The sequence below is a fragment of the Pseudomonas fluorescens genome, from assembly GCF_041354075.1.
GTDB lineage: Bacteria > Pseudomonadota > Gammaproteobacteria > Pseudomonadales > Pseudomonadaceae > Aquipseudomonas > Aquipseudomonas fluorescens_CE.
Map to the genome: position 1 here is coordinate 16,205 of NZ_JARZGC010000019.1, position 23,811 is coordinate 40,015.

Genomic DNA, 23,811 nt, shown 5'->3' on the forward strand with positions numbered 1-23,811 from the left:
GTCAGCTTTCCGGGGTTTGTTCAGCCAGGGCGACGGCACGGAACATTGCACGACGCTTGTTCAGGGTTTCTTCCCATTCCAGCGCAGGCACCGAGTCGGCAACGATGCCGCCGCCGGCTTGTACGTGCAGTTCGCCGTCCTTGATCACCGCCGTGCGAATGGCAATCGCGGTGTCCATGTTGCCGTTCCAGGCGAAGTAACCGACTGCGCCGCCGTAGACGCCACGCTTGACCGGCTCCAGCTCGTCGATGATCTCCATCGCACGAATTTTCGGCGCACCGGACAGGGTGCCCGCCGGCAGGATCGCCCGCAACGCGTCCATCGCCGTCAACCCGGCCTTCAACTGACCGGTGACATTGGAAACGATGTGCATCACGTTGGAGTAACGCTCGATGACCATTTTTTCAGTGAGTTTCACCGACCCGACTTCGGACACGCGACCGGTGTCATTGCGGCCCAGATCGATCAGCATCAGGTGCTCGGCGATTTCCTTGTCGTCGGACAGCAGATCCTGTTCCAGGGCCAGATCGGCTTCCTCACTGGCGCCGCGCGGACGGGTACCGGCAATCGGGCGCACAGTGATCAGATTGTCCTCGACCCGCACCAGCACTTCCGGCGAACTGCCGACGACGTGGAAGTCGCCGAAATTGAAGAAGTACATGTAAGGCGTCGGGTTGAAGCAACGCAGCGCCCGATACAGATCGATGGGCGCGGCCTTGAAGTCGATCGACATGCGCTGGGACGGCACTACCTGCATGCAATCCCCGGCCAGGATGTATTCCTTGATGGTGTCGACGGCTTTTTCGTAATCGTGCTGGGTGAAACTGGAACGGAAGACCGGGTCGGCAGATTGTTGCTTGCTGAAATCCAGGCCCCGGCGCGGGGTGATCGGCTGACGGAGTTTTTCCAGCAGTGCCTCCAGACGCACACGACCTTGCTCGAAGGCGTCTTCCTGCGCGGGGTCGGCCAGGACGATGGCGTGCATCTTGCCGGCGAGGTTGTCGAACACCACCACGGCGTCGGAGACCATCAGCAGGATATCCGGTACGCCCAGTGGATCCGGATTCGGGCATTTGCCCAGGCGTTTTTCCACGTAACGCACGCAGTCGTAGCCGAAGTAACCCACCAGGCCGCCGTTGAAACGCGGCAGGCCCGGGATGGTCGGTACGTTGTAGCGCGCCTTGAAGGTTTCGACGAACGCCAGCGGGTCTTCCACGTCATGGCTTTCGATCTCGACGCCGTCATGGGTGACGCTGACGTGATGGTCATGAACCCGCAGCACGGTGCGGCACGGCAGGCCGATGATCGAGTAACGGCCCCACTTTTCGCCGCCCTGTACGGATTCGAGCAGGTAGGAGTTGGGTTCGTCGGCCAGTTTCAGGTAGATCGACAACGGTGTGTCGAAGTCGGCCAGGGTTTCGCAGGCAAGCGGGATGCGGTTGTAGCCGGCAGCGGCCAAGCGCAGGAATTCTTCGCGGATCATGGTGTAGCCTCGTGGCTTGAGGTGCGAACAGTCAGGTATGCAAACGCGCCGGTAATACCGGCCAGGAACAAGTCAGGCGCGCCAACGCCAACGGGCCAGGGCCTTGATGACTTTCATCCAGAGTTTGCGAGTGACCACCACGATGGCGTTTCCAGAAGGGGGTTTAACAACGTCGCCCAACGTTATCTCAGCGGCCGGATCCAGGCAACCGGGAATTAGCTTGCGCAAATCGTCGATGACCAGCGCCGGCGACTCTTCGGCAATCGGCCGGCCATGATTGTAGCCGTAGCTGAGCGCCACGCATTTGACCCCTGCGGCTTTGGCGGCCAGCACATCGCTGCGCGAATCGCCGACAAACAGCGATTGCGATGCCGGAATGTTGGCCATTTTCATCACGAAAAACAGCGCGGCGGGATCAGGCTTCTTCTGCGGCAGGGTGTCGCCGCCGATGATCCACTTGAAGTACCGGCCGATTTTCATCTGATCCAGCAACGGCGCGACAAAACGCTCCGGTTTGTTGGTGATCAGGGCCATTTCCACGCCGTGCTTGTTCAACCACTTGAGGGTGTCGCGCACACCGGGGTAAACCACCGTCAGTTCATGACCCGCCTCATAAAAGCCGTTGAACAGCTCCAGGGCCTGTTCGGCCTCGAGCTCATCGACACCCTCGGCGTCGATGTGGTTGGCCAAGGCACGCCGCACCAATACAGGTGCGCCATTGCCGACCCACTCGCGCACCGACTCGAGGCCGGCCGGTGGGCGTCCGAGCTTGAGCAGCATGTTATCCACCGCCGCGGCCAGGTCAGGGACGGAATCGATCAGCGTGCCATCCAGATCGAACATCACCAGACGCGGCAGTCGGCCCGGAAACAGTTGCTCAAAACCACTCATGGGCGGGCCAGCGCCAGTTCAGCGCGCATCTTCTCGATCACTTCCTGGTAGTTCGGCGCATTGAAGATCGCCGAGCCGGCCACAAAGGTGTCGGCGCCCGCCGCCGCGATTTCACGGATGTTGTTCACGTTCACGCCGCCGTCGATTTCCAGACGGATGTCGCGACCGGACGCATCGATCAGGGCGCGGGCTTCACGCAGCTTGTCGAGGGTGCCGGGGATGAACTTCTGCCCGCCGAAGCCTGGGTTGACGCTCATGAGCAGGATCATGTCGACCTTGTCCATCACGTACTTGAGCACGTCCAGCGGGGTCGCCGGGTTGAACACCAGGCCGGATTTGCAGCCGCCTTCGCGGATCAGTTGCAGGGAGCGGTCGATGTGCTGCGTGGCTTCCGGGTGGAAGGTGATGTAGGTCGCGCCAGCCTCGATGAAGTCACCGACGATGCGGTCCACCGGACTGACCATCAGGTGCGCGTCGATCGGCGCGGTGACACCGTACTTGCGCAAGGCGGCGCACACCATCGGGCCGATGGTCAGGTTGGGCACGTAGTGATTGTCCATGACATCGAAGTGCACGAAATCTGCACCGGCGGCCAGAACGTTGTCCACTTCCTCACCCAGACGGGCGAAGTCGGCGGAGAGAATCGACGGAGCAATTACGAAGGGCTGCATGACGCACCTTTTCTGAGCTAAATCACGATGGCGCGCATTGTATACCTCATGCTTTGACGCGCGCACCGTGAGCACGATGATCAGTACGCCGAGCGATAGATCTTCTCGATATCAATGGCGCTCAACTTGCGCGGATTGTTGCGCATCAAGCGCTCAATGCCCGCAGCTTCCACGGCCATGGCGGGAATGGCGTCCTCGGGAACCCCGAAACTGCGCAGGCCAGGGGGAATTTCCACCGCTGCACACAGCTCGGTCATCGCTTCGACGGCTTTGTCGGCCGCCTCATTGGCGCTCAAATGAGCGGTTTTGACCCCCATGGCTTCGGCTATATCCTGCATGCGTTCAACGCAGGCCATCTTGTTCCAGGTCATGACATACGGCAGCAACAAGGCATTGCTGACGCCGTGGGCGATGTTGAAGCGCCCGCCCAGCGGATAGGCCAGGGCATGCACCGCACCGACCCCGGCATTACCGAAAGCCATGCCGGCCATCAGGCTGGCGGTGGCCATGTCTTCGCGGGCTTGCAGGTTGGACGGGTTGGCATAGGCCTTGGGCAGCGCCCTGGCGATCAGCTTGATTGCGCCGATGGCCAGCGCGTCGGTTATCGCCGAGGCGTTGACCGACAGGTAGGACTCGATGGCGTGCACCAGGGCATCGACGCCGCTGGCGGCGGTGACGCTGCGCGGACAGGTCAGCGTCATCTGCGGGCTGACCAGCGCCACGTCCGGCAATAGATAGTCGCTGACGATGCCTTTTTTCAGCTGCGCGACCTTGTCGGACAGGATCGCCACATTGGTGACTTCCGAACCCGTACCAGCGGTGGTCGGGATGGCAATCAGCGGCGGCCCCTTGCGCGGCACCTGGTCGATGCCGAACAGATCCTCCAGCGCACCGTGATAACCGGCATAGGCCGCGACGGCTTTGGCGATGTCGATGGCACTGCCGCCACCCAGGCCGATCAAGCCATCGTGCCCGCCTTCGCGGTACACCCGCATGCAGTCTTCGACGATGGCGATTTCCGGGTCGGGCAGCACCCGGTCGAAAATCTCGAAGGCCCGGTCTCCCAGCTGCGCAAGCGCCAGCTCGACCGTACCGGACTTGACCAGCGCCGCATCGGTGACAATCAACGGGTTATCGATGTCCAGGCGTGCGAGTTCGGCGGACAGCTGCTCGATGGCGGCCGCACCGGTGATCAGTTTGTGAGCGATTTTGAACGAGGAAAGACTCATCGTGCGCAGCCTCTTATAGACAGGGGAGCTGGGCACAATAGTAGCTGGGGATTTGGGGTTGTCTGCCATTCAGGTCGTGAATGACAGCACGGGACAACTGTGGGAGCGGGCTTGCTCGCGAAGGCGTCGTGTCAGCCAACATTGATGTCGTCTGATAAACCGCTTCGCGAGCAAGCCCGCTCCCACCTACCCACCGTGGGTCGCTTCAGACCTGCGCAGTCCGCAATTTTTCGCTACGGCCTCGCAGCCACTCCAGGGTCAGCAGCAGGATGACCGAAAAGGCGATCAGCAGCGTCGCGGCGGCGGCGATGGTCGGGCTGAGGTTTTCGCGGATACCGCTGAACATCTGCCGAGGCAAGGTCGCCTGTTCCGGGCCGGCGAGGAACAGCGTCACCACGACTTCATCGAACGAGGTGGCAAAGGCAAACAGCGCCCCCGAAATCACACCCGGTGCAATCAGCGGCAAGGTCACCCGGCGAAAGGCCGTGAGCGGTGACGCGCCGAGGCTGGCAGCTGCGCGCACCAGATTATGGTTGAAGCCCTGCAAGGTCGCCGACACGGTAATGATCACGAACGGCACACCCAGTACCGCGTGGACCACGATCAGCGAGAAGAAACTGTTGCCCAGGCCCAGGGGAGCGAAGAACAGGTAGCTCGCCACACCGATGATCACCACCGGCACCACCATCGGCGAAATCACCAGCGCCATCACCAGGGACTTGCCCGGGAAATCGCCCCGCGTCAGGCCGATCGCCGCCAGCGTACCGAAGACCATGGCCAGCGCCGTGGCCGCCGGGGCGACGATGATGCTGTTCTTCAATGCCCGCATCCACTCCGCCGACGCGAAGAAATCGTGATACCACTGCAACGAGAAGCCCTGCAGCGGGTACACCAGGAAGCTGCCGGAGTTGAACGACAACGGGATGATCACCAGCACCGGCAGCACCAGGAACAACAGGATCAGGCCGCAGAGAATCCGCAAGCTGTAGAACCACACCCGCTCGACGGGCGACATATAAGGACTCAGCATTTCAATTTCCCCTTAGCTCAGGCGCAGGCGACTGGCGCCCACCAGCCAGCTGTAAATCAGGTAAAGCACCACGGTCGCCAACAGCAGCAGCCCGCCGAGGGCGGTCGCCATGCCCCAGTTGATGCTGGTATTGGTGTAGAACGCGACGAAGTAACTGACCATCTGATCGTTCGGGCTGCCCAGCAACGCCGGGGTGATGTAGTAGCCAATGGCGAGGATGAACACCAGCAGGCACCCGGCACCGACGCCGGCATAGGTCTGTGGGAAGTACACCCGCCAGAAACTGGCGAACGGGTGGCAGCCGAGGGAAATCGCGGCGCGCATGTAGGTCGGCGAGATGCCTTTCATCACGCTGTAGATCGGCAGGATCATGAACGGCAGCAGGATGTGCACCATGGAGATGTAGACCCCGGTGCGGTTGAACACCAACTCCAGCGGCTTGTCGATGATGCCCATGGCCATCAGGGCGCTGTTGATCAAGCCACCCGATTGCAACAGCACGATCCAGGCCGCGACCCGCACCAGGATCGACGTCCAGAACGGCAGCAGCACCAGGATCATCAACAGGTTGCTTTGGCGTGCTGGCAGGTTCGCCAACAGGTACGCCAACGGATAGGCCAGCACCAGGCAAAACGCAGTGATGATCAGGCCCATCCAGAAGGTACGGGCAAAAATGTCGAGGTAGATCGCCTGATCGGGGGTCGCTGGCGCCAGCTCACCCAGGTCATCGATGCGGTGATCGACCGCCGCCAGCAGGTAATACGGGGTGATGCTGCTGGTGTTGCGACGCACCGCCTGCCAGTAGGCCGGGTCTCCCCAGCGCTCGTCGAGGCCTTCCAGCGCTTCCTTGTAAGAAGGCGGTTCTTCGGCGAGCGGCAAGGCACGGGCGGTTTTGGTCAGCAGGCTGCGGTAGCCGGCCAGCTCCATGTTCAGGCGCTTGGACAAATCACCCAGGGTCTGATTCTTGCGGGCTTCGGCGAGGTCTTCGGCGGCCGCTTTGTACACGGGTTCGTCAGGCAGGCCGCGGCCGTCCCAACTGGCGATGGCCTGGACCGTGCGCGGCATGCCGCCGACCACTTCCGGGTTGCCCACGCTTTTGTAGAGCAGCGCCACGATTGGCACCAGGAACACCAGCAACAGAAACAGCACCAGCGGTGCGATCAAGGCTTGGGCCTTCCAGCGGTTGACCCGCTCGGCATGCTTGAGCCGCTGCTTCAAGGTGGGGTCGGTGCCCGCGTTCACGGGAACGGCGATAGCCATGGCGTACTCCGGAAATCTATTTTTCTAGTTCGAAAAAACCTGCAGGAGCGGGCTTGCCCGCGAAGGCTTTGGCACATTCAACATCAATGGTGAATGACACGCCCCTATCGCGAGCAAGCTCGCTCCTACAGCGTAAGCCCGCGCTGCGGTCTTACTTGGCAGCCCAGGCGTTGAAGCGCTGCTCCAGTTGCTCGCCGTTGTCAGCCCAGAAGCTGACGTCGATCTGCACCTGGTTGGCGATGTTTTCCGGGGTGGTCGGCATGTCCTTCAGGACATCCTTGGCCAGCAACGGCACGGCCTGGGTGTTGGCAGGACCGTAGGCGATGTTTTCCGAGTAGGTCTTCTGCTGCTGCGGCTGCACCGAGAACGCGATGAACTTCTTCGCTGCCTCGGCACGCTCCTTGCTCAGGCCACGTGGAATCGCCCAGGCGTCGAAGTCGTAGATGCCACCGTTCCACACCACTTTCAGGTTGCTTTCTTTCTGCACGGCGGCGATCCGGCCGTTGTAGGCCGAGCTCATGACCACGTCACCAGAGGCCAGGTATTGCGGCGGTTGTGCGCCGGCTTCCCACCACTGAATGCTTGGCTTGAGTTCATCGAGCTTCTTGAACGCGCGGTCCTGGCCATCTTTACCGGCCAGCACCTTGTAGACGTCTTTCGGCGCAACACCGTCGGCCATCAGGGCGAATTCCAGGGTGTACTTGGCGCCTTTACGCAGGCCACGCTTGCCCGGGAACTGCTTGGTGTCCCAGAAGTCCGCCCAACTGGTCGGTGCGGTTTTCAGCTTGTCGGCGTTGTAGGCCAGGACGGTCGACCAGACGAAAAAGCCCACGCCGCAAGGCTGGATAGCGCCCTTGACGTAGTCTTCGGTCTTGCCGAAAAGTGCCGGGTCCAGTTGCTCGAACATGTCTTCGTCGCAACCACGGGACAGTTCCGGCGATTCCACTTCCACCAGGTCCCAGGACACGCTCTTGGTGTCGACCATGGCCTTGACCTTGGCCATTTCACCGTTGTACTCGCCCGCTACGATCTTGCCATTACCCGCCGCTTCCCACGGCGCGTAGAAGGCTTTGACTTGCGCCGCCTTGTTCGCCCCGCCAAAGGACACCACGGTCAGGTCCGGGCCCGCTGCCATCGCGTGTGCCGCACCGATCATGCCCATGACCAGGGCGGTGAATTTCAGGGATTTCAACATTTATATTGTTCTCCACGTGCAGGTTGGTGAAGCAGAAGGACGATTAATTCGCCTCTAGAAGTGGGTCGAGCGCACGGACGTGTTCGACCTGCCAGCCAAGCGGTACCACATCGCCAACCGCGAGCGCAGGGTCGAGCTCGGCGATCGGTTGTTTCACAAAGAAGTCGGTCTTGCCGCAGACTTCCAGGCGAACCCGGACGTGGTCGCCCAGATAGATGAATTCCGCCACCCTCCCTGAGAAGCGGTTGACGCAGGACTCGCTCGAACCATTGAGGCTCACGCGTTCCGGGCGAATCGACAGCGTGACGGGTTCGCCGGCCTTGCCGACATTGACCGCCAGGGCTTCAACCTTTTCACCACGACTGAGTTCGACCACGCAACGGTCGCCGGTGTGGCTGTGCAAACGGCCATTGAGACGGTTGTTTTCGCCGATGAAGTTGGCGACGAAGGTGTTTTTTGGCTCTTCGTAGAGGTGACGCGGCGGGGCGATCTGCTGGATTTCGCCTTGGTGGAACACCGCGACGCGGTCGGACATGGTCAAGGCTTCGCCCTGGTCGTGGGTCACGTAGACCACCGTCACGCCGAGGCGCTCGTGCAGGTGCTTGATCTCCATCTGCATGTGTTCGCGCAATTGCTTGTCCAGCGCACCGAGCGGTTCGTCCATCAGCACCAGCTGTGGCTCGAACACCAGTGCGCGCGCCAATGCCACCCGCTGCTGCTGGCCGCCCGACAACTGTGCCGGGTAGCGCTGGGCGAAGGTGTCGAGCTGGACCATGCTCAGGACTTTCTTGACCTTGTCGCTGACATCGCTTTTGTTCAGGCCGCGCACGGTCAGTGGAAACGCGAGGTTCTCGGCCACGGTCATGTGCGGGAACAGGGCGTAGTTCTGAAACACCATGCCGATGTCGCGTTTGTGCGGTGGCACGTTATTGATCGAGCGCCCCGCCAGGAGGATTTCACCGGCGGTCGGGGTTTCGAAACCGGCGAGCATCATCAGGCTGGTGGTCTTGCCCGAACCGGACGGCCCGAGCAGGGTGAGGAATTCGCCCTTGCGAATGTCCAGGTTGAGGTCTTTGACGATCAGGTTCTCGCCGTCGTAGCTCTTCTGCACTCCACGAAAGCTGACCAGAATGTCACTGGCCCCTGCGCTTGAATCGACCTGGCTCATACCCACACCTTTGTTGTTGATGACTGCTGTGGACTAAGCCTAGTGGACGCTGGGGAGCACGCAAATCGGGGCGCAGGAGAGAATCGCCTCAGCCGGATGGAAGGCTGGGGGTAGGGATTGCCCTACAAGGATGGCGCGTTTTGGCAACCGCGGCGGCACGCGCCTGGTTGCAGGCCGCCGTTCCACGCAAAAGCGCTGAGGCGGCATGTCGCAAATGGACATGCCGCCCCCACAGGGTCTTCCGTGATGCCTAGAGGAGCTTGTGCTCCATTGCGTACTTCACCAGCTCGGCCAGCGAAGTGATGTTGAGCTTCTGCATCAGCCGCGCCTTGTGGGTGCTGATGGTTTTGTTGCTCAGGGCCAACTGCTGGGCGATGTCGTTGACGTTGGCGCCCTGGGCCAGGCGCTCGAACACCGAGAACTCGCGCTCCGACAACAGCGAATGCAGGGGGCGCGAATCAGTCAGACCGACTTCAAAGACCATGCGGTCGGCCAGCTCCGGGTCGATGTAGCGCCCGCCCGACGCCACTTTGCGAATCGCCGTCAGCAGCAGCGCCGGATCACTGTCCTTGGTGGCATACCCCGCCGCGCCAACCTTCAATGCCCGCGCCGCCATTTGCGCTTCATCGTGCATCGACAACACCAGGATCGCCGGCGGATTGTTCAGTGCGCGGATCCGCGGAATCGCCTCCAGGCCATTGACGCCCGGCATGGAGATGTCCAGCAACACCACTTCACAGGGCACATGGCGCAAGGTCTCGAGCAACTGCTCGCCATTGCTCGCCTCCCCCACCACTTGCAGATCCTTGGCCAGGCCAATCAACTGCTTGATGCCTTCGCGAACGATGGTGTGGTCTTCGGCTACCAGTACACGGATCACAGACTTCTCCAGATTCAAGATCGATCGCGAGCAGACTCGCTCCCGCTGACATCCGCATCCAGCGGCACTCGCACGCTCAAGGACGTGCCCTCCCCCGGCTCGCTCTCCAGCGACAACCGCCCCCCCATGATCAACACCCGCTCACGCATGCCGACCAGACCAAAGGACGTTGGCCGGCCGGCTGCGGCAACAAATCCTACGCCATCATCGCTCACGGTCAGGCACAACTCGTCGCCCTCGAGAGTGAGTGTCAGTTCGACAGTATGCGCCTGGGCGTGACGCATGACATTGGTCAGCGCTTCCTGGAGGATGCGAAACAAGCCGATGGCCTTGGCGTCGCTGAGCACCGGCAGGTTTTCCGGCACCTGCACCAGGCACGGAATCTGTGTGCGCGCCTCGAAACGTCGCGCTTGCCACTCGATGGCCGAGGCGATCCCGGCATCGAGAATCGGCGGGCGCAACGCGGTTGCGACATCACGCACCAACTGGAACAGCTGGGCAATCAGCCGTTTCATGCTGTGCAAACGCTCGTTCAAGCCCGGGTCGAGCTGTGCGTAGGCCAATTCACACATGGACGTTTCCAGCTTCAACACCGTCAGCATCTGCCCCAGCTCGTCATGCACTTCCCGGGCAATTCGGGCCTTTTCCTCTTCCCGGACGCTCTCAAGGTGCGCGGAGAGTTCGCGCAACTGCTCACGGGAGCTGGCCAGCTCCAGTTCGATGCGCTTGCTCTCGCTGATGTCCCAGACAATGCCGTCCCAGACCGAACTGCCATCCTCGAGCCGGCGGGTGATGGCCTTGATCTCGGCCCAGCGCATATCACCCTGACGCGTGAGAATCCGCCCTTGCCACGACCAGTCGCTGTCGGTGTCCAGCGCATGGTCCTGGGTCTGGTGGTAACTGCCCTTGTCGTCCGGATACACCAGGCTGCGCAAACCTTTGTCACGATGGGCCAGGGTCGCCGGCGAATAACCCACCAGGCTTTCGCTGCCCTCACTGATGTAGGCAAAGTCGATCTGCCCGGTCACCGGCGCCCGCTCCAGGCGAAAGACCAATCCCGGTACATTGGCGGCAATGCCTTGCAGGCGCGCCTCGCTTTCCTGCAGTGCGGCCAAGGCGCGACGGCGTTCGGTCACGTCGTTGAGGTAAACCACCAGGTATTCGCCATCACGAAATCGCAGGAAGCTCAGCGAAACGTCGGTCGGCAACATGCTGCCATCGGCCCGCAGGCAATTGGTTTCGAAACTCAGCGGTCCTTCCTCGCTGGCACGGGCGCGCTTCCACAAGTTCAGCCAGCGGTCCATGTGCAGACCGGGCTCAAGGTCGATCAGCGGTCGGTCGATGATGCCACCGGCCGGATAGCCCAGCATGGTTTCGGCGGCACGATTGGCGTAGCGCACGTGGCTGTCCCAGTTGACCCAGAGAATCCCGACCGTGCTCTGGTCGATGGAAAACTGGGTGAGACGCAAGGCCTCTTCACTGGCGGCGCGCAGGGCGATGTCTTCCCGCGCGGCCAACAGACGGTGTTCCAGGCTCAGTTGCTGCCGACGCTGCCAGAACACGATGGCCATGCTGCTCAACATCAACACCGCCAGCAGCAGGCTGAGGTTCTGCCAGAACCCCCGTGACTCGGTGAGGCGCGGATACTTGGGCCGCAACCATTGGTTGTGCAATTGCTCCAGGTCCTTGCCCGGGATCGCTCGCAGCGCACTTTCGATAATGCCGGCCAACTCCGGCCAGTCGCGGCGGGTGGCCACGCGCAACAACTGGGGCAAACCAATGTCGCCCACCACCACCAGCGCGGCGAAGTCCGGCTCGACGGACAGCCGTCCCAGTTGCGCTTCATCGACCACGGCGTAACTGGCCTGCTGGCTTACCAGCAGTTGCAAGGCCTGGCGCTCGAGCGGCACACCTTGGAGATTCAGATGCGGATAGGTGCTGCGCAGATAATCGGCGGTGGCGCTGGGCATGCGCACGGCCACGCGGGTCTGGCTGTCGAGTTTCTCCAGTTCGACGACACCGGCGGCCTTCTGGTCGCTGACCACCAACTGCGGCACCCGCATGTACGGATCGGAAAACTGCCACAGGCGCAAGCCGCCAGGGGTTTGCACCAGCCCGGGGGCGAGATCGATTTCACCCTCGCGGGTGGCGGCTTCGAGTTGCGCCAGATCGGGAAAATTGCGCCAGCTCAGCTCGACATTCAGCGCCTTGGCCAACCACTTCATCAGCTCGACGTTGACTCCGGACAAGCGCTGCAAGCGGCGATCGTATTGCGCGTAGGGCATCTGCAACACCACGCCGACACGCAGCTCGCGATGTTGCGCCAACCATTGTTGCTGGGTGGCGGACAATGGCGCGACCTGTGCTGGTGGCACAGAGGATGCCCACCCCATCAAGGGAAACCACAAACAGCCGATAACCCACAGGCAGCGAATACGCTTCATTGAAGTCTCACACACTGACAAATACTGACCAACCCATTAGGCTGCCGGAATACCTTCTGGCCTGGAATATCCGATGCCCCCTGTCTACCGCCTGGCACTGCCAGCATTGTGCCTGTCGTTGATCCTGCCTTGTGCCTTTTCTGTCAGCGCCGCCGACCCGGTACCTGTTGCCGAGGAAAAAGCGCCGGAACGTCAGCCGCTGCTTGAGCGTAGTCAGGAAGAAGCGACTGCACTCGAGCGCAAGATCCCTGCCCAGGAACAGCAACAACTGCAAGCGGGCAACGATACGTTTCTGGCCTTGTGGAAGCCGGCCAATACTGCCGAACCCAAGGGCGCGGTCATTATCATCCCGGGTGCCGGTGAAACCGTTGACTGGCCGCAAGCAATCGGCCCATTACGCCGCAAACTGCCGGATGCCCAATGGAGCAGCCTGAGTATCACCCTGCCTGATCCGCAAAGCGAAGCCATCGCACCTCGTGTGGTCGAAGTGCCAGCGACGATCAAAGCCCCTGACGTCGGCAGCAAGGACTCGACCACCGCCGCGCCCATCGAACAGGTGGCCGGTGGTGAAGCCGACATGGTCGACAAGGCGGTCGTCGAGACCAGCGATGAACAGGTCAAGGCCGATGCCGAACGCATCTTCGCGCGCATCGATGCAGCCATTGCCTACGCCGAGCAACAAAGCGCACGCAGCATTGTGCTGCTTGGCCACGGCACCGGCGCCTATTGGGCGGCGCGCTATCTGAGCGAAAAACAGCCTTCGCAAGTCGAGAGATTCGTGATGGTCGCGGCTCAAGCACCTGCCGCAGCCAAACCCGGGCTGGCGGAACTCACGCCGACGCTGAAACTGCCGACCGCCGACCTCTTCTATCAGGACAAGCCGCTGGATCGCAACGCGGCCCTGGAGCGTCTGCAGGCCAGCAAGCGACTCAAGGCCTCTGCATTCAGTCAGGTCTCGCTCAAAGCGTTGCCGGGCAACAGCAAGGACCAGCAAGAGCAGTTGGTGCGCCGGGTCAGGGGCTGGTTGAATCCCCAGTCAGAGGACTGATCCACTGCATCGCCTCTATCGCGAACAGGCTCGCTCTCAATCAATGGGGCGCCTGTCGCGATAGCAGCTACGTCGCTGCGCTAACGAAAATCGCGCCGCTGACGAATCAACGTATACGCACTGTGCAAGTCTCGTGTCATTTCCGTGGCCTCACGCACTTGCGAAGCTGTCGCGCCGCTGCCGGCGACTTTGTCCGGGTGATGACGACTGAGCAGGCGCCGGTACGCACGCTTGATCTGCGCCGGCTCAGTGTCGGCAGTTACCCCCAGCAATTGCAGCGCCTCCTGATAAACCTGAGAACTGTTGGCCAGCGGACGCTTGGCCGGCTCGTAATCGGCCGCCAAAGCCTGCACCTGGTATGACTTCCAGCCGAGCCACTTGCCCCATTGGGTAACCAGCCTGCGCTCGGCCGTACCGGCACGACCGTCCGCCCAGACCATGCGCCAGCAGGCCCGCAACACACCTTCCGCCGCATGGGGCTGAACGCTGAGGCGACGCAAGTACCGGCGCAAGGGGTCATGACCGGACTTGCCGCGATTGAATGCCGCGATGGCCCGCTGCTTCGCCGCCTCGGTCATTTCCAGCGACTGCATCTCGCGCCGGGCCTGGAGGATGTGGCCATCCAGCACCCGCCCGTTGCTCTTGGCCAACCGCCCGAGCAGTACGAACAGCAGTTCATCGTTGCGCAGCACCGAGCGCCCGCCCAGCGCTTCGCGCAAATGCGCCCAGCTCTGCAACTGGGCGCGTCGATCCAGTGCCTGGCCCAATAATGCGCCAAGCATGGCCCCCGGAATGCTGGCAACGAAAAAGCCCACTCCGGCTCCAATCAGAGTCCCTGGCCACAGCATGTCAGCGACTCGCTTCAATCAAGGTTTCGACTTCAGCGAGACGCTCGTGGGTGCCGACATCCACCCAGCGACCGTGCAACCGCTCCCCTGTCACTTGCCCCTCGGCCATCGCCTTGCGCAGCAGCGGTGCCAATTTGAAAGCGCCCGCCGAGCACCCATCGAACAGCTGTGGATGCAGTACGGCGATGCCACTGTAGGTCAGGGTCGCCCCGCCTGGCTGGCCATCGCGAACCTGGCCGTCGTCCAGCATGAAGTCGCCGGCCGGATGGTGTCGCGGGTTATCCGCCAGCACCAGATGAGCCAGGCCGGAAATGGGCGCGTGCAGCACGCTGAAGTCGTAGTCGGTCCAGATATCGCCGTTGACCACCACAAACGCGTCATCTCCCAACAACGGCAATGCGCGAAAGATTCCGCCACCGGTTTCAAGGGGTTCGCCTTCCCGCGAGTACTGGATGCTCACGCCATATTGCGAGCCATCACCCAGGTAATCTTCAATCTGCCGGCCCAGCCACGCATGGTTGATCACGATATCGGTAAAACCGGCGGCGGCCAGCGCGAGCAGGTGATACTCGATCAAGGGCACGCCATTGGCGCGGACCAGCGGCTTGGGGGTCGTCAGGGTCAGGGGACGCATGCGCTCCCCCTTTCCGGCAGCCAGAATCATTGCCTTCATGCATTTGCTCCGGCACGCAGACTGAGGAGCAACACGTCCAGCTCAGCCAGTTCGGGCCGGCGGGCGATCACTGCGTCTATATAAGCAAAGAAGCGCGGCACGTCCGCCAGGTAGCGTGGTTTGCCGTCGCGATGACAAATACGGGCAAAGATACCGATGACCTTCAGGTGACGCTGCACCCCCATCAGGTCGCTGGCCCGCAGGAAGTCGTCGAAATCCGGCTGTACCGGGATACCCAGGGCCGCCGCTTGCTTCCAGTAGTTTTCCAGCCAGCCGTGTACACGTTCTTCGGGCCAACTGAGGAAAGCGTCCTTGAACAGGCAGGTCACGTCGTAGGTTACGGGGCCGTAAACGGCATCCTGGAAATCCAGCACGCCGGGATTCGGCTCGCTGAGCATCAGGTTGCGCGGCATGTAGTCGCGGTGGACCAGCACCTTGGGCTGGGCCAGGGCACTGTCGATCAACAGCTCGGTGACGTTATCCCAGAGGACCTGCTGCGCCGGATCGAATTCGATACCCAGCTCGCGCTTCACGAACCACTCCGGGAACAACTCCAGCTCGCGACGCAACAGCGCCACATCATAGCTGGGCAGTGGGGCTACCATCGGCAGTTGTTGAAAAGCGACCAGAGCCTGCAGGGCATCGGTGAATAAATCGTCGGCATTTTCACTGTCGATGACGTCCAGGTAGGTCTTGTTGCCCAGGTCATTGAGCAAAAGAAACCCGCGTTCGAGGTCCTCGGCGTAAATTTTCGGCACATTTATTCCGGATTTCGCCAGCAAAAAGGCGATATCCACGAAGGGTTTGCAGTTTTCCTGAGGGGGCGGCGCGTCCATGACGACGAAACTTCGACCTGCGCCTTCCCACCGGAAATAGCGCCGAAAACTCGCATCACTACTGGCCGCAGTCAACGTGGCCGGGGGTACGGCGCCCCAACCCTGCTCGGCAAAGAGGACTGCCAACTGCTCATCGAGCCAAACTTTCAGGTGTTGCAAACGTACATCTTGGTCAGGCATTACAAGGGTCTCCGACGGCCCTAGCCGTCAAGCGGGTCATGCTTTATTATCCAGCATCTTTTTCAGACCATCGAGAGGCGTGCGGCCCACACCGCGGGCAGATGGCACGCAGGAAGCCCGGACTAATAAGATGGCATTGAAATCCCCCGCGTTTCGTAAAAAATTTCCGTTGTTGGTCACTGGCAGTCTGCTGGCCCTGCAACCCCTAGCCACTTCGTTCGTGGTCGCCGCGGAACAGTATGACTGCTCAGTCTCTGCTTCGGGTGCCTGGGACTGTGCGCCAAAGACGCCGGCGGCAGCCTTGCCTCCGCGTCCCGTCCATGACGGCAGCGCAGTCAGCTCCAGTGGCGACGCCCCGGCGCAAGCCGGCGCTGACGAAGAAACCGGCGCCAAGCCCGTGCTGGTGACCGAGTCCAAGGGTCGCGGCCTCAAGTCACGTAGCGAAGACTACAGTCATCTTGACTGGGTTCCGCGCGAGAAGCTCACTGCAGCGCAATTGGCCGAAACCGGTCCTTACTGCTCTGGTTCCTATATCGAACCGATTCGTCCTGGCATGAATGACAAGACGAATAAAAGTGACGCACCGACCTTCGTCGGCGCCAAAGCCTCGCGCTACAAGCAGGATGAGCAGATTGCCACCCTGGCCGGCGACGTCGTCCTGCGCCAGGGCAGCATGCAGGCCGAAGCCGACGAAGCGAACCTCTACCAGGCCGAGAGCCGTGGCGAACTGGACGGCAACGTGCGCATTCGCGACAACGGCGCCCTGATCGTCGGCGACCACGCCGAAGTGCAGCTCGACACCGGTGAAGCCAAGGTCGACAACGCCGAATACGTGATGCACAAGTCCCGTATCCGCGGCAACGCGCTGTATGCCAAACGTGCCGAGAACGCGATCATCCGCCTCAAGGATGGTACGTACACCACGTGCGAACCGAACAGCAACGCCTGGCAGCTCAAGGGCAACAACATCACCTTGAACCCGGCCACCGGTTTCGGTACCGCGACCAACGTGACACTGCGGGTCAAGGACATTCCGGTCCTGTATACGCCGTACATCTATTTCCCGATCGACGACCGTCGCCAGTCCGGCTTCCTGCCGCCGACCATCGGCAGCGGCAGCGACACTGGCTTCCTGCTGGTCACCCCTTACTACTTCAACCTGGCACCGAACTACGATGCCACGTTGTACCCGCGCTACATGAGCAAGCGCGGCCTGTTGATGGAAGGCGAGTTCCGTTACCTGACCCAGTCCAGCGAAGGTCAGTTCGGCGCCGCGTACCTCAACGACGACGACACCGAACGCAGCCAACAGACCGACTACGAAAAAACCCGCTACATGTACAACTGGCAGCACAAGGGTGGCCTCGATTCGCGCGTACTGACCCAGGTCGATTACACCAAGATCAGCGATCCTTATTACTTCCAGGATCTGCAGACTGACCAGATCGGCGTGAAAAGCGACGATTACGTCAACCAGCAGGGTTCCGTGACCTACCGTGGCGACAGCTACACCGCTCGCTTGAACGCCCAGGCTTACCAACTGGCGACCGTTTCGAACGTCACGCCATATGATCGTCTGCCGCAGATTACCTTCTACGGTCAGCTGCCCGTCCACCCTAGCGGCCTGAATTTCGACTACGAAACTGAAATCGTGCGATTTGATCGCGATCTGAAGACTGGCAACTTTGTACAGGAAGACGGCGTAACAACGGAGCGACGTCTGGACACCAACGTGTTCGGCCTGGCCCGTGCCAATGGTGATCGCCTGAACCTCAAGCCAGGCGTGAGCCTGCCTTTGAACTGGACGTATGGCTTCCTGAAGCCATCGCTCAAGTATCAGTACACGCAATACCAACTGGATCTCGATGGTCAGGGCAAAGCCGACATCGCCGGTCAAGGTGCTGAAGGCGACCGTCTGAACGGTACGTTCAGCAGCAATCAGAACCGTGGCGTGCCGATTGCCAGCGTCGATAGCGGCCTGTACTTCGATCGTGATACCACCTGGTTCGGCAAAAATTACCGTCAGACCCTGGAACCGCGCCTGTTCTATCTCTATGTGCCGGAGAAAGACCAGTCTGACATCCCGGTGTTCGACACCGGTGAGTACACCTTCAACTACGCATCGCTGTTCCGCGACAACCGCTTCTCCGGTGCCGACCGCGTCGGCGACGAAAACAAGCTGTCGCTGGGCGTGACCAACCGCTGGATCGAAGACAACGGTTTCGAGCGTCAGCGCATCAGCATTGGCCAGGCCCTGTATTTCAGGGATCGCAAGGTCCAACTGCCGGGTATCGACGCAAGAACCCGGGAAGACTCGCAATCCGACGTTTCGCCTTACGCGCTGGAATACGAATACCGCTGGAACCGCGACTGGCGCACGACCGCCGAGTACAACTGGGACCCGGACAGCCGCAGCCCTCGCTCGGGTAGCGCGATGTTCCACTACCAACCAGAAGACAACCCGAACAAGGTCATCAACGCCGGCTATCGCTACCGTAATGACCAGGTCCGATACGATCAGAACACTGGCCAATGGTCGGTGGGTGGTGGTGACTACGGCACGCCGGGCCAGCCTGGCTACGTGAAGGACTATTACAAGATCCAGCAGCACGACTTCTCGGTGATCTGGCCGATCGTGCCGCAATGGAACGCCATCAGCCGCTGGCAGTATGACTACAACCGTAACCGTACCCTGGAAGCCTTCGGTGGTTTCGAGTACGACAACTGCTGCTGGAAACTGCGCCTGATCAACCGTTACTGGGTCAGCTATGACGAGTTCAGTCAGAACGCCCCGGAAAACGAAAAAGGCGACCACGGCGTCTTCCTACAAATCGTTCTGAAAGGTCTCGGCGGCCTCACCGGCGCCAAAGTAGAGAGCTTCCTCGACAAAGGCATCCAAGGTTATCGTGAACGTGAAGACCAAGCTTTCTGATTGTCTGCGCCCGCTTGTGCTGGGCGCGCTGTTCCTGGGTACCGCAGCGAATGCCGCGGTACAGTCCATCGATAAAGTGGTGGCCATTGTCGACAATGATGTGGTCATGCAGAGCCAACTGGACCAGCGTGTCCACGAAGTTCAGCAAACCATCGCCAAGCGCGGTGCTGCCGTGCCGCCCGCCGGCGTGCTGGATCAGCAGGTGCTCGAGCGCCTGATCGTCGAGAACCTGCAATTGCAGATCGGCGAACGCTCCGGCATCCGCATCACCGATGAAGAGCTGAATCAGGCCGTCGGCACCATTGCCCAGCGCAATAACATGTCGCTCGAGCAGTTCCGTGCCGCGTTGTCTCGGGATGGCCTGTCTTACGAGGACGCTCGCGAGCAGATCCGCCGTGAAATGATCATCAGCCGCGTGCGCCAGCGCCGTGTGGCCGAGCGCATCCAGGTGTCCGAGCAGGAAGTGAAGAACTTCCTGGCTTCCGACCTGGGCAAGATGCAGCTGTCCGAAGAGTTCCGCCTGGCCAACATCCTGATCCCGACGCCGGAAAGCGCCAACTCCGACGCCATTCAGAGTGCAGCCAAACAAGCAGACGCGGTCTACCAGCAACTCCAGCAAGGCGCCGACTTCGGCCAACTGGCCATTGCCAAATCCGCCAGCGAAACCGCACTGGAAGGTGGCGACATGGGCTGGCGTAAAGCGGCTCAACTGCCGCCTCCGTTCGACCGCATGCTGAGCACCATGGGCGTGGGTGAAATCACCGCACCCATGCGCACCCCGGGCGGCTTCATCATCCTGAAGATCCTCGACAAGCGCGGCGGCGAAACCCAGGTACGTGACGAAGTGCACGTGCGTCATATCCTGGTCAAGCCAAGTCCGATTCGCGATGAAGCAAAAACCAAGGCTCTGGCCCAGTCGCTCTACAGCCGTATCGAAGCGGGTGAAGACTTTGCCGAACTGGCCAAGAGCTACTCGGAAGACCCGGGTTCGGCCCTCAACGGTGGCGACCTGAACTGGATCGACCCGAATGCACTGGTGCCCGAGTTCCGCGAAGTGATGGCCAAGACCCCGCAAGGTCAGCTGTCCAAGCCGTTCCAGACCCAGTATGGCTGGCACGTTCTGGAAGTCCTTGGCCGCCGCGCCACCGACAGCACCAACCAGGCCCGCGAACAGCAAGCCATGACCGTACTGCGTAACCGCAAATACGACGAAGAGCTGCAAACCTGGCTGCGCCAGATCCGTGACGAAGCCTACGTAGAAATCAAACTCCCTGGTGCAGACCAGGCAGCGCAGTGAAACCCCAACGTTTCGCGCTGACACCCGGCGAACCAGCGGGCATAGGTCCAGACCTGTGCCTGCTGCTCGCCTCGCAACTCCAGCCACACCCCCTGATTGCCATCACCAGCCGTGACCTGCTCCTGGAGCGGGCCGCGCAGCTGGGTGTGGTTGTCGATGTGCTGGCGGTATCACCGGCCAACTGGCCGGACGCACCCGCACCGGCGGGCAGCCTGTATGTCTGGGATACACCCCTCGGTGCGCCGGTGACGACGGGCCAGCTCGACAAGGCCAATGCGGCCTTTGTGCTGGAAACCCTGACCCGCGCGGGCCAGGGATGCCTGGACGGGCATTTTGCCGGGATGATCACCGCGCCCGTGCACAAGGGTGTGATCAATGAATCGGGCATCGCCTTTTCCGGCCACACGGAGTTTCTCGCCGACCTGACGCACACTGCACAGGTGGTGATGATGCTTGCGACGCGTGGCTTGCGCGTAGCCCTGGTGACCACCCACCTGCCCCTTCGCGACATTGCCGACGCCATCACGCCGGAGCGTCTGGAACGGGTGACGCGGATTCTGCACACCGACCTGCAAGAAAAATTCGGCATCGCCCGGCCACGCATCCTGGTATGCGGACTCAACCCGCATGCCGGCGAAGGCGGTCACCTGGGCCATGAAGAAATCGACATCATCGAACCTACCCTGGAGCGCCTGCGCGGCGAAGGCATGGACCTTCGCGGTCCACTGCCCGCCGACACGCTGTTTACCCCCAAATATCTGGAGCACTGCGATGCGGTGCTGGCGATGTACCACGACCAGGGACTGCCCGTGCTGAAATACAAAGGCTTCGGCGCGGCCGTCAATGTGACCCTCGGCTTGCCGATCATCCGCACCTCGGTCGACCACGGCACCGCCCTGGACCTGGCCGGCAGCGGCAGGATCGACACCGGTAGCCTGCAGGTCGCCCTGGAAACCGCCTACCAGATGGCCGAGACCCGTTTATGACCGAGCACTACCAACACAAGGCGCGCAAACGCTTTGGCCAGAACTTCCTCCACGATGCCGGCGTTATCGACCGCATCCTGCGTTCCATCCATGCCAAGCCCGAAGACCGGATGCTGGAAATCGGCCCGGGCCAGGGGGCACTGACCCAAGGCCTGCTGGGCAGCGGCGCGCAACTGGACGTGGTGGAGCTGGACAAGGACCTGATCCCGATCCTCAACCAGCAATTCGCCGGCAAGAGCAATTTCAACCTGCATCAGGGCGACGCGCTGAAGTTCGACTTCAACAGCCTCAACGCTGCGCCGAACAGCCTGCGTGTGGTCGGCAACCTGCCGTACAACATCTCCACGCCGCTGATCTTCCACCTGCTGAACAACGCAGGGATCATTCGTGACATGCACTTCATGCTGCAAAAGGAAGTGGTGGAGCGCCTCGCAGCCGGCCCTGGCGGCGGCGACTGGGGGCGCCTGTCGATCATGGTTCAGTATCACTGCCGCGTGGAGCACCTGTTCAACGTCGGACCGGGTGCGTTCAACCCGCCACCAAAAGTCGATTCGGCCATTGTGCGGCTGGTGCCGCATGCCGTCCTGCCGCACCCTGCCAAGGATCATCGGTTGCTGGAGCGTGTCGTGCGCGAAGCCTTCAACCAGCGCCGCAAGACCCTGCGCAACACCCTCAAGTTGTTGCTGAGCAGCGACGAGATCACCGCCGCCGGTGTCGATGGCAGCCTGCGCCCCGAGCAGCTTGACCTGGCGGCCTTCGTACGCCTGGCCGACAAGCTCAGCGAACAAGTCCTACAGAAACCTGCCGCCGACTGACAGACAACCAGCATTATCGGGTAGGACACCAGCTTCCATGTCTGGTCTACTACCCGATACTTGGCCTAGACTGAATCTCATCAGCTACGCCACCGCGTCCCGCTCAGTTTTTAAGGCCCCTTGCATGTCCGATCCTCGTTACCAGGTCGACGTCAGCGTCGTCACCCGCTATCTGGCAGAACAATCGCAACCCGAGCAAAACCGCTTTGCTTTCGCCTACACCATCACTGTGCACAACAATGGCGAATTATCGGCCAAACTGCTGTCGCGCCACTGGGTGATCACCGACGGAGACGGGCATGTCGAGGAAGTGCGGGGTGCCGGTGTAGTGGGTCTGCAGCCGTTGATCCAGTCCGGCGCAAATCACACCTACAGCAGTGGCACCGTCATGACGACCAAGGTCGGTACCATGCAAGGCACCTATCAAATGATTGCCGATGACGGCAAACATTTCGATGCCATCATCGCCCCCTTCCGCTTGGCGGTACCAGGAGCGCTGCACTGATGGCGACCTACGCCGTCGGTGACCTGCAAGGCTGCCTTGAGCCGCTCGAATGCCTGCTCCAGCAAGTCGCCTTCGACCCTTCCCGGGACACGCTGTGGCTAGTAGGCGATCTGGTCAACCGTGGCCCGCAGTCGCTGGAAACCTTGCGCTTTCTCTATGGCATCCGCGAGTCGCTGGTGTGCGTGCTCGGCAATCACGACCTGCACCTGCTGGCTGCCGGGCACAACATCGAACGCCTGAAAAAATCCGACACCCTGCGCGAGATCCTGCAGGCACCGGACAGCGCGGAGTTACTCGAGTGGCTGCGCCAGCAAAAGCTCATGCACTACGACGAACAGCGCAACATCGCCCTGGTCCATGCCGGCATCCCTCCACAATGGTCGCTGCGCAAAGCGCTCAAGTGCGCGGCGGAAGTCGAGGAGGTCCTGCGCGATGACAACCGGCTGCCCCCTTTTCTCGACGGCATGTACGGTAACGAACCGTTGAAATGGGACAATGACCTCAAGGGCGTGACACGTCTGAGAGTGATCACCAATTATTTCACCCGGATGCGGTTCTGCACCCGCGAAGGCAAGCTTGACCTCAAGAGCAAGGAAGGCATCGACACCGCGCCGTCCGGCTACGCGCCCTGGTTCACCTACGACGACCGCAAGACCCGAGACACCAAGATCATTTTCGGTCACTGGGCTGCGCTCGAAGGCCGGAGTGACCAGCCAGGCATCTTCGCCCTCGACACCGGCTGCGTCTGGGGTGGGGCGATGACCCTGATGAACGTCGACACCCTTGAGCGCATTCAATGCCAATGCGACGACCACGGCCACGCAATGCGGCCAGGCGTCCCGTCTCTTTCCGCCTCAACGTCAGCTGGCGCCCAGCGCTAGACTGCGCCTTCAGCCGAGCCCCAGGAGCCCGCCATGAGCGAATTCAAACGTATCCCCCCAGAACAGGCCCAGGCCCTGCGCGAACAAGGCGCGGTCGTGGTCGATGTCCGAGACCCGGCGACATTTGCCGCGTTGCACATCAGCGGTTCGAAGCATCTGGACAATCATTCCCTGCACGCCTTCATTCAGGGCGCCGATCTGGATGCACCAACAGTCGTGGTCTGCTATCACGGCAACTCCAGCCAAGGCGCGGCGGCTTATCTGGTCGGCCAGGGCTTCTCCGACGTTTACAGCCTGGATGGCGGTTTTGAGCTGTGGCGCACGACCTATCCGGCAGAAACCTCGCAAGATACCGGCGAATAATTTTTTTGTAATGCGCAAGCCCCCGTCCACCGGGGGCTCGGGCGGCACCGGACGAACGGTCCGCCACAACTAATTACGTATCCGCCCTTTACCTCTCGAATTCCCAACTATCCTTAAGCGCAGGCCATCCAAAACAGGGGAGAGCCGGTACACCGGCGCGCGGATCATCGGGAGTAGCCTTCACAGTCGTCAGCTG

The 23,811-nt window shown here is 61.4% G+C and carries 21 protein-coding genes; 8 read left to right on the top strand and 13 right to left on the bottom strand.

The window, feature by feature from the left end; translation table 11 throughout:
- Position 1: 1 nt before the first annotated feature.
- From trpE to QIW53_RS20865, 10 genes are all read right to left on the bottom strand, one after another.
- A complete protein-coding gene (gene trpE, locus QIW53_RS20820) occupies positions 2–1,483 on the bottom strand; it encodes an anthranilate synthase component I (RefSeq protein WP_192306461.1) in 1,482 nt (493 codons plus the stop codon).
- 72 nt (positions 1,484–1,555) lie between these two features.
- Positions 1,556–2,374, bottom strand: a complete 819-nt coding sequence (locus QIW53_RS20825) for a phosphoglycolate phosphatase (RefSeq protein ID WP_371051502.1) — start codon at positions 2,372–2,374, stop codon at positions 1,556–1,558.
- A complete protein-coding gene (rpe, locus tag QIW53_RS20830) occupies positions 2,371–3,045 on the bottom strand; it encodes a ribulose-phosphate 3-epimerase (protein ID WP_192306465.1) in 675 nt (224 codons plus the stop codon). The genes QIW53_RS20825 and rpe overlap by 4 nt, the downstream gene beginning before the upstream one ends.
- An 80-nt stretch (positions 3,046–3,125) precedes the next feature.
- Positions 3,126–4,274, bottom strand: coding sequence for an iron-containing alcohol dehydrogenase (locus QIW53_RS20835; protein ID WP_371051503.1), 1,149 nt, complete (start codon positions 4,272–4,274; stop codon positions 3,126–3,128).
- Between the two features lie 205 nt (positions 4,275–4,479).
- Complete coding sequence (locus QIW53_RS20840) at positions 4,480–5,304, bottom strand: ABC transporter permease (RefSeq protein ID WP_192306469.1); 825 nt, start codon at positions 5,302–5,304, stop codon at positions 4,480–4,482.
- 12 nt (positions 5,305–5,316) lie between these two features.
- The gene (locus QIW53_RS20845; RefSeq protein WP_371051504.1) at positions 5,317–6,564 is read right to left on the bottom strand and encodes an ABC transporter permease; all 1,248 of its coding nucleotides are present in this window, start codon (positions 6,562–6,564) and stop codon (positions 5,317–5,319) included.
- A 151-nt stretch (positions 6,565–6,715) separates the two neighbouring features.
- On the bottom strand, positions 6,716–7,759 hold the full coding sequence (locus QIW53_RS20850; protein ID WP_371051505.1) for an ABC transporter substrate-binding protein: 1,044 nt from the start codon (positions 7,757–7,759) through the stop codon (positions 6,716–6,718).
- A 43-nt stretch (positions 7,760–7,802) separates the two neighbouring features.
- Positions 7,803–8,927, bottom strand: coding sequence for an ABC transporter ATP-binding protein (locus QIW53_RS20855; RefSeq protein WP_371051506.1), 1,125 nt, complete (start codon positions 8,925–8,927; stop codon positions 7,803–7,805).
- A 250-nt stretch (positions 8,928–9,177) separates the two neighbouring features.
- Positions 9,178–9,807, bottom strand: a complete 630-nt coding sequence (locus tag QIW53_RS20860) for a response regulator (RefSeq protein ID WP_201191885.1) — start codon at positions 9,805–9,807, stop codon at positions 9,178–9,180.
- A gap of 14 nt (positions 9,808–9,821) precedes the next feature.
- Positions 9,822–12,251 carry a PAS domain-containing sensor histidine kinase gene (locus tag QIW53_RS20865; RefSeq protein WP_371051507.1) on the bottom strand — a complete coding sequence of 810 codons (2,430 nt, stop codon included), beginning with the start codon at positions 12,249–12,251 and terminating at the stop codon, positions 9,822–9,824.
- 73 nt (positions 12,252–12,324) lie between these two features.
- Here QIW53_RS20865 and QIW53_RS20870 point away from each other — a divergent pair, with 73 nt between their 5' ends.
- A complete protein-coding gene (locus tag QIW53_RS20870) occupies positions 12,325–13,299 on the top strand; it encodes an alpha/beta hydrolase family protein (RefSeq protein ID WP_371051508.1) in 975 nt (324 codons plus the stop codon).
- 80 nt (positions 13,300–13,379) lie between these two features.
- On the opposite strand, the gene QIW53_RS20875 is transcribed toward QIW53_RS20870, so the two are convergent.
- Genes QIW53_RS20875 through QIW53_RS20885 form a run of 3 tightly spaced genes read right to left on the bottom strand, consistent with a single transcriptional unit; the run spans position 13,380 to position 15,836 of the window.
- Positions 13,380–14,147 (bottom strand): DnaJ domain-containing protein, encoded by a 768-nt coding sequence (locus tag QIW53_RS20875; RefSeq protein WP_371051509.1) that lies wholly within the window; start codon positions 14,145–14,147, stop codon positions 13,380–13,382.
- A 1-nt stretch (position 14,148) separates the two neighbouring features.
- Entirely contained in the window at positions 14,149–14,820 is a 672-nt protein-coding gene (murU, locus tag QIW53_RS20880) for an N-acetylmuramate alpha-1-phosphate uridylyltransferase MurU (RefSeq protein ID WP_371051510.1), read from the bottom strand.
- The gene (locus tag QIW53_RS20885) at positions 14,817–15,836 is read right to left on the bottom strand and encodes an aminoglycoside phosphotransferase family protein (protein ID WP_371051511.1); all 1,020 of its coding nucleotides are present in this window, start codon (positions 15,834–15,836) and stop codon (positions 14,817–14,819) included. The genes murU and QIW53_RS20885 overlap by 4 nt, the downstream gene beginning before the upstream one ends.
- A gap of 130 nt (positions 15,837–15,966) precedes the next feature.
- On the opposite strand from QIW53_RS20885, the gene QIW53_RS20890 reads away from it, so the two are divergent.
- The 7 genes from QIW53_RS20890 to glpE all read left to right on the top strand — a co-directional run bounded on the left by QIW53_RS20890 (position 15,967) and on the right by glpE (position 23,615).
- Positions 15,967–18,768: an LPS-assembly protein LptD gene (locus tag QIW53_RS20890; RefSeq protein ID WP_371051512.1), complete on the top strand. Its 2,802-nt coding sequence runs from the start codon at positions 15,967–15,969 to the stop codon at positions 18,766–18,768.
- Positions 18,749–20,065, top strand: a complete 1,317-nt coding sequence (gene surA, locus QIW53_RS20895; protein ID WP_371051513.1) for a peptidylprolyl isomerase SurA — start codon at positions 18,749–18,751, stop codon at positions 20,063–20,065. The genes QIW53_RS20890 and surA overlap by 20 nt, the downstream gene beginning before the upstream one ends.
- Positions 20,062–21,051: a 4-hydroxythreonine-4-phosphate dehydrogenase PdxA gene (pdxA, locus tag QIW53_RS20900; protein ID WP_371051514.1), complete on the top strand. Its 990-nt coding sequence runs from the start codon at positions 20,062–20,064 to the stop codon at positions 21,049–21,051. Before surA ends, pdxA begins: the two co-directional genes overlap by 4 nt.
- Positions 21,048–21,866, top strand: a complete 819-nt coding sequence (rsmA, locus tag QIW53_RS20905; RefSeq protein WP_371051515.1) for a 16S rRNA (adenine(1518)-N(6)/adenine(1519)-N(6))-dimethyltransferase RsmA — start codon at positions 21,048–21,050, stop codon at positions 21,864–21,866. Before pdxA ends, rsmA begins: the two co-directional genes overlap by 4 nt.
- 124 nt (positions 21,867–21,990) lie before the next feature.
- On the top strand, positions 21,991–22,371 hold the full coding sequence (gene apaG / locus QIW53_RS20910; RefSeq protein WP_371051516.1) for a Co2+/Mg2+ efflux protein ApaG: 381 nt from the start codon (positions 21,991–21,993) through the stop codon (positions 22,369–22,371).
- Positions 22,371–23,252 (top strand): symmetrical bis(5'-nucleosyl)-tetraphosphatase, encoded by an 882-nt coding sequence (locus QIW53_RS20915; RefSeq protein ID WP_371051517.1) that lies wholly within the window; start codon positions 22,371–22,373, stop codon positions 23,250–23,252. Before apaG ends, QIW53_RS20915 begins: the two co-directional genes overlap by 1 nt.
- A 33-nt stretch (positions 23,253–23,285) precedes the next feature.
- On the top strand, positions 23,286–23,615 hold the full coding sequence (gene glpE / locus QIW53_RS20920; RefSeq protein WP_371051518.1) for a thiosulfate sulfurtransferase GlpE: 330 nt from the start codon (positions 23,286–23,288) through the stop codon (positions 23,613–23,615).
- The last annotated feature ends 196 nt before the right edge of the window (positions 23,616–23,811 follow it).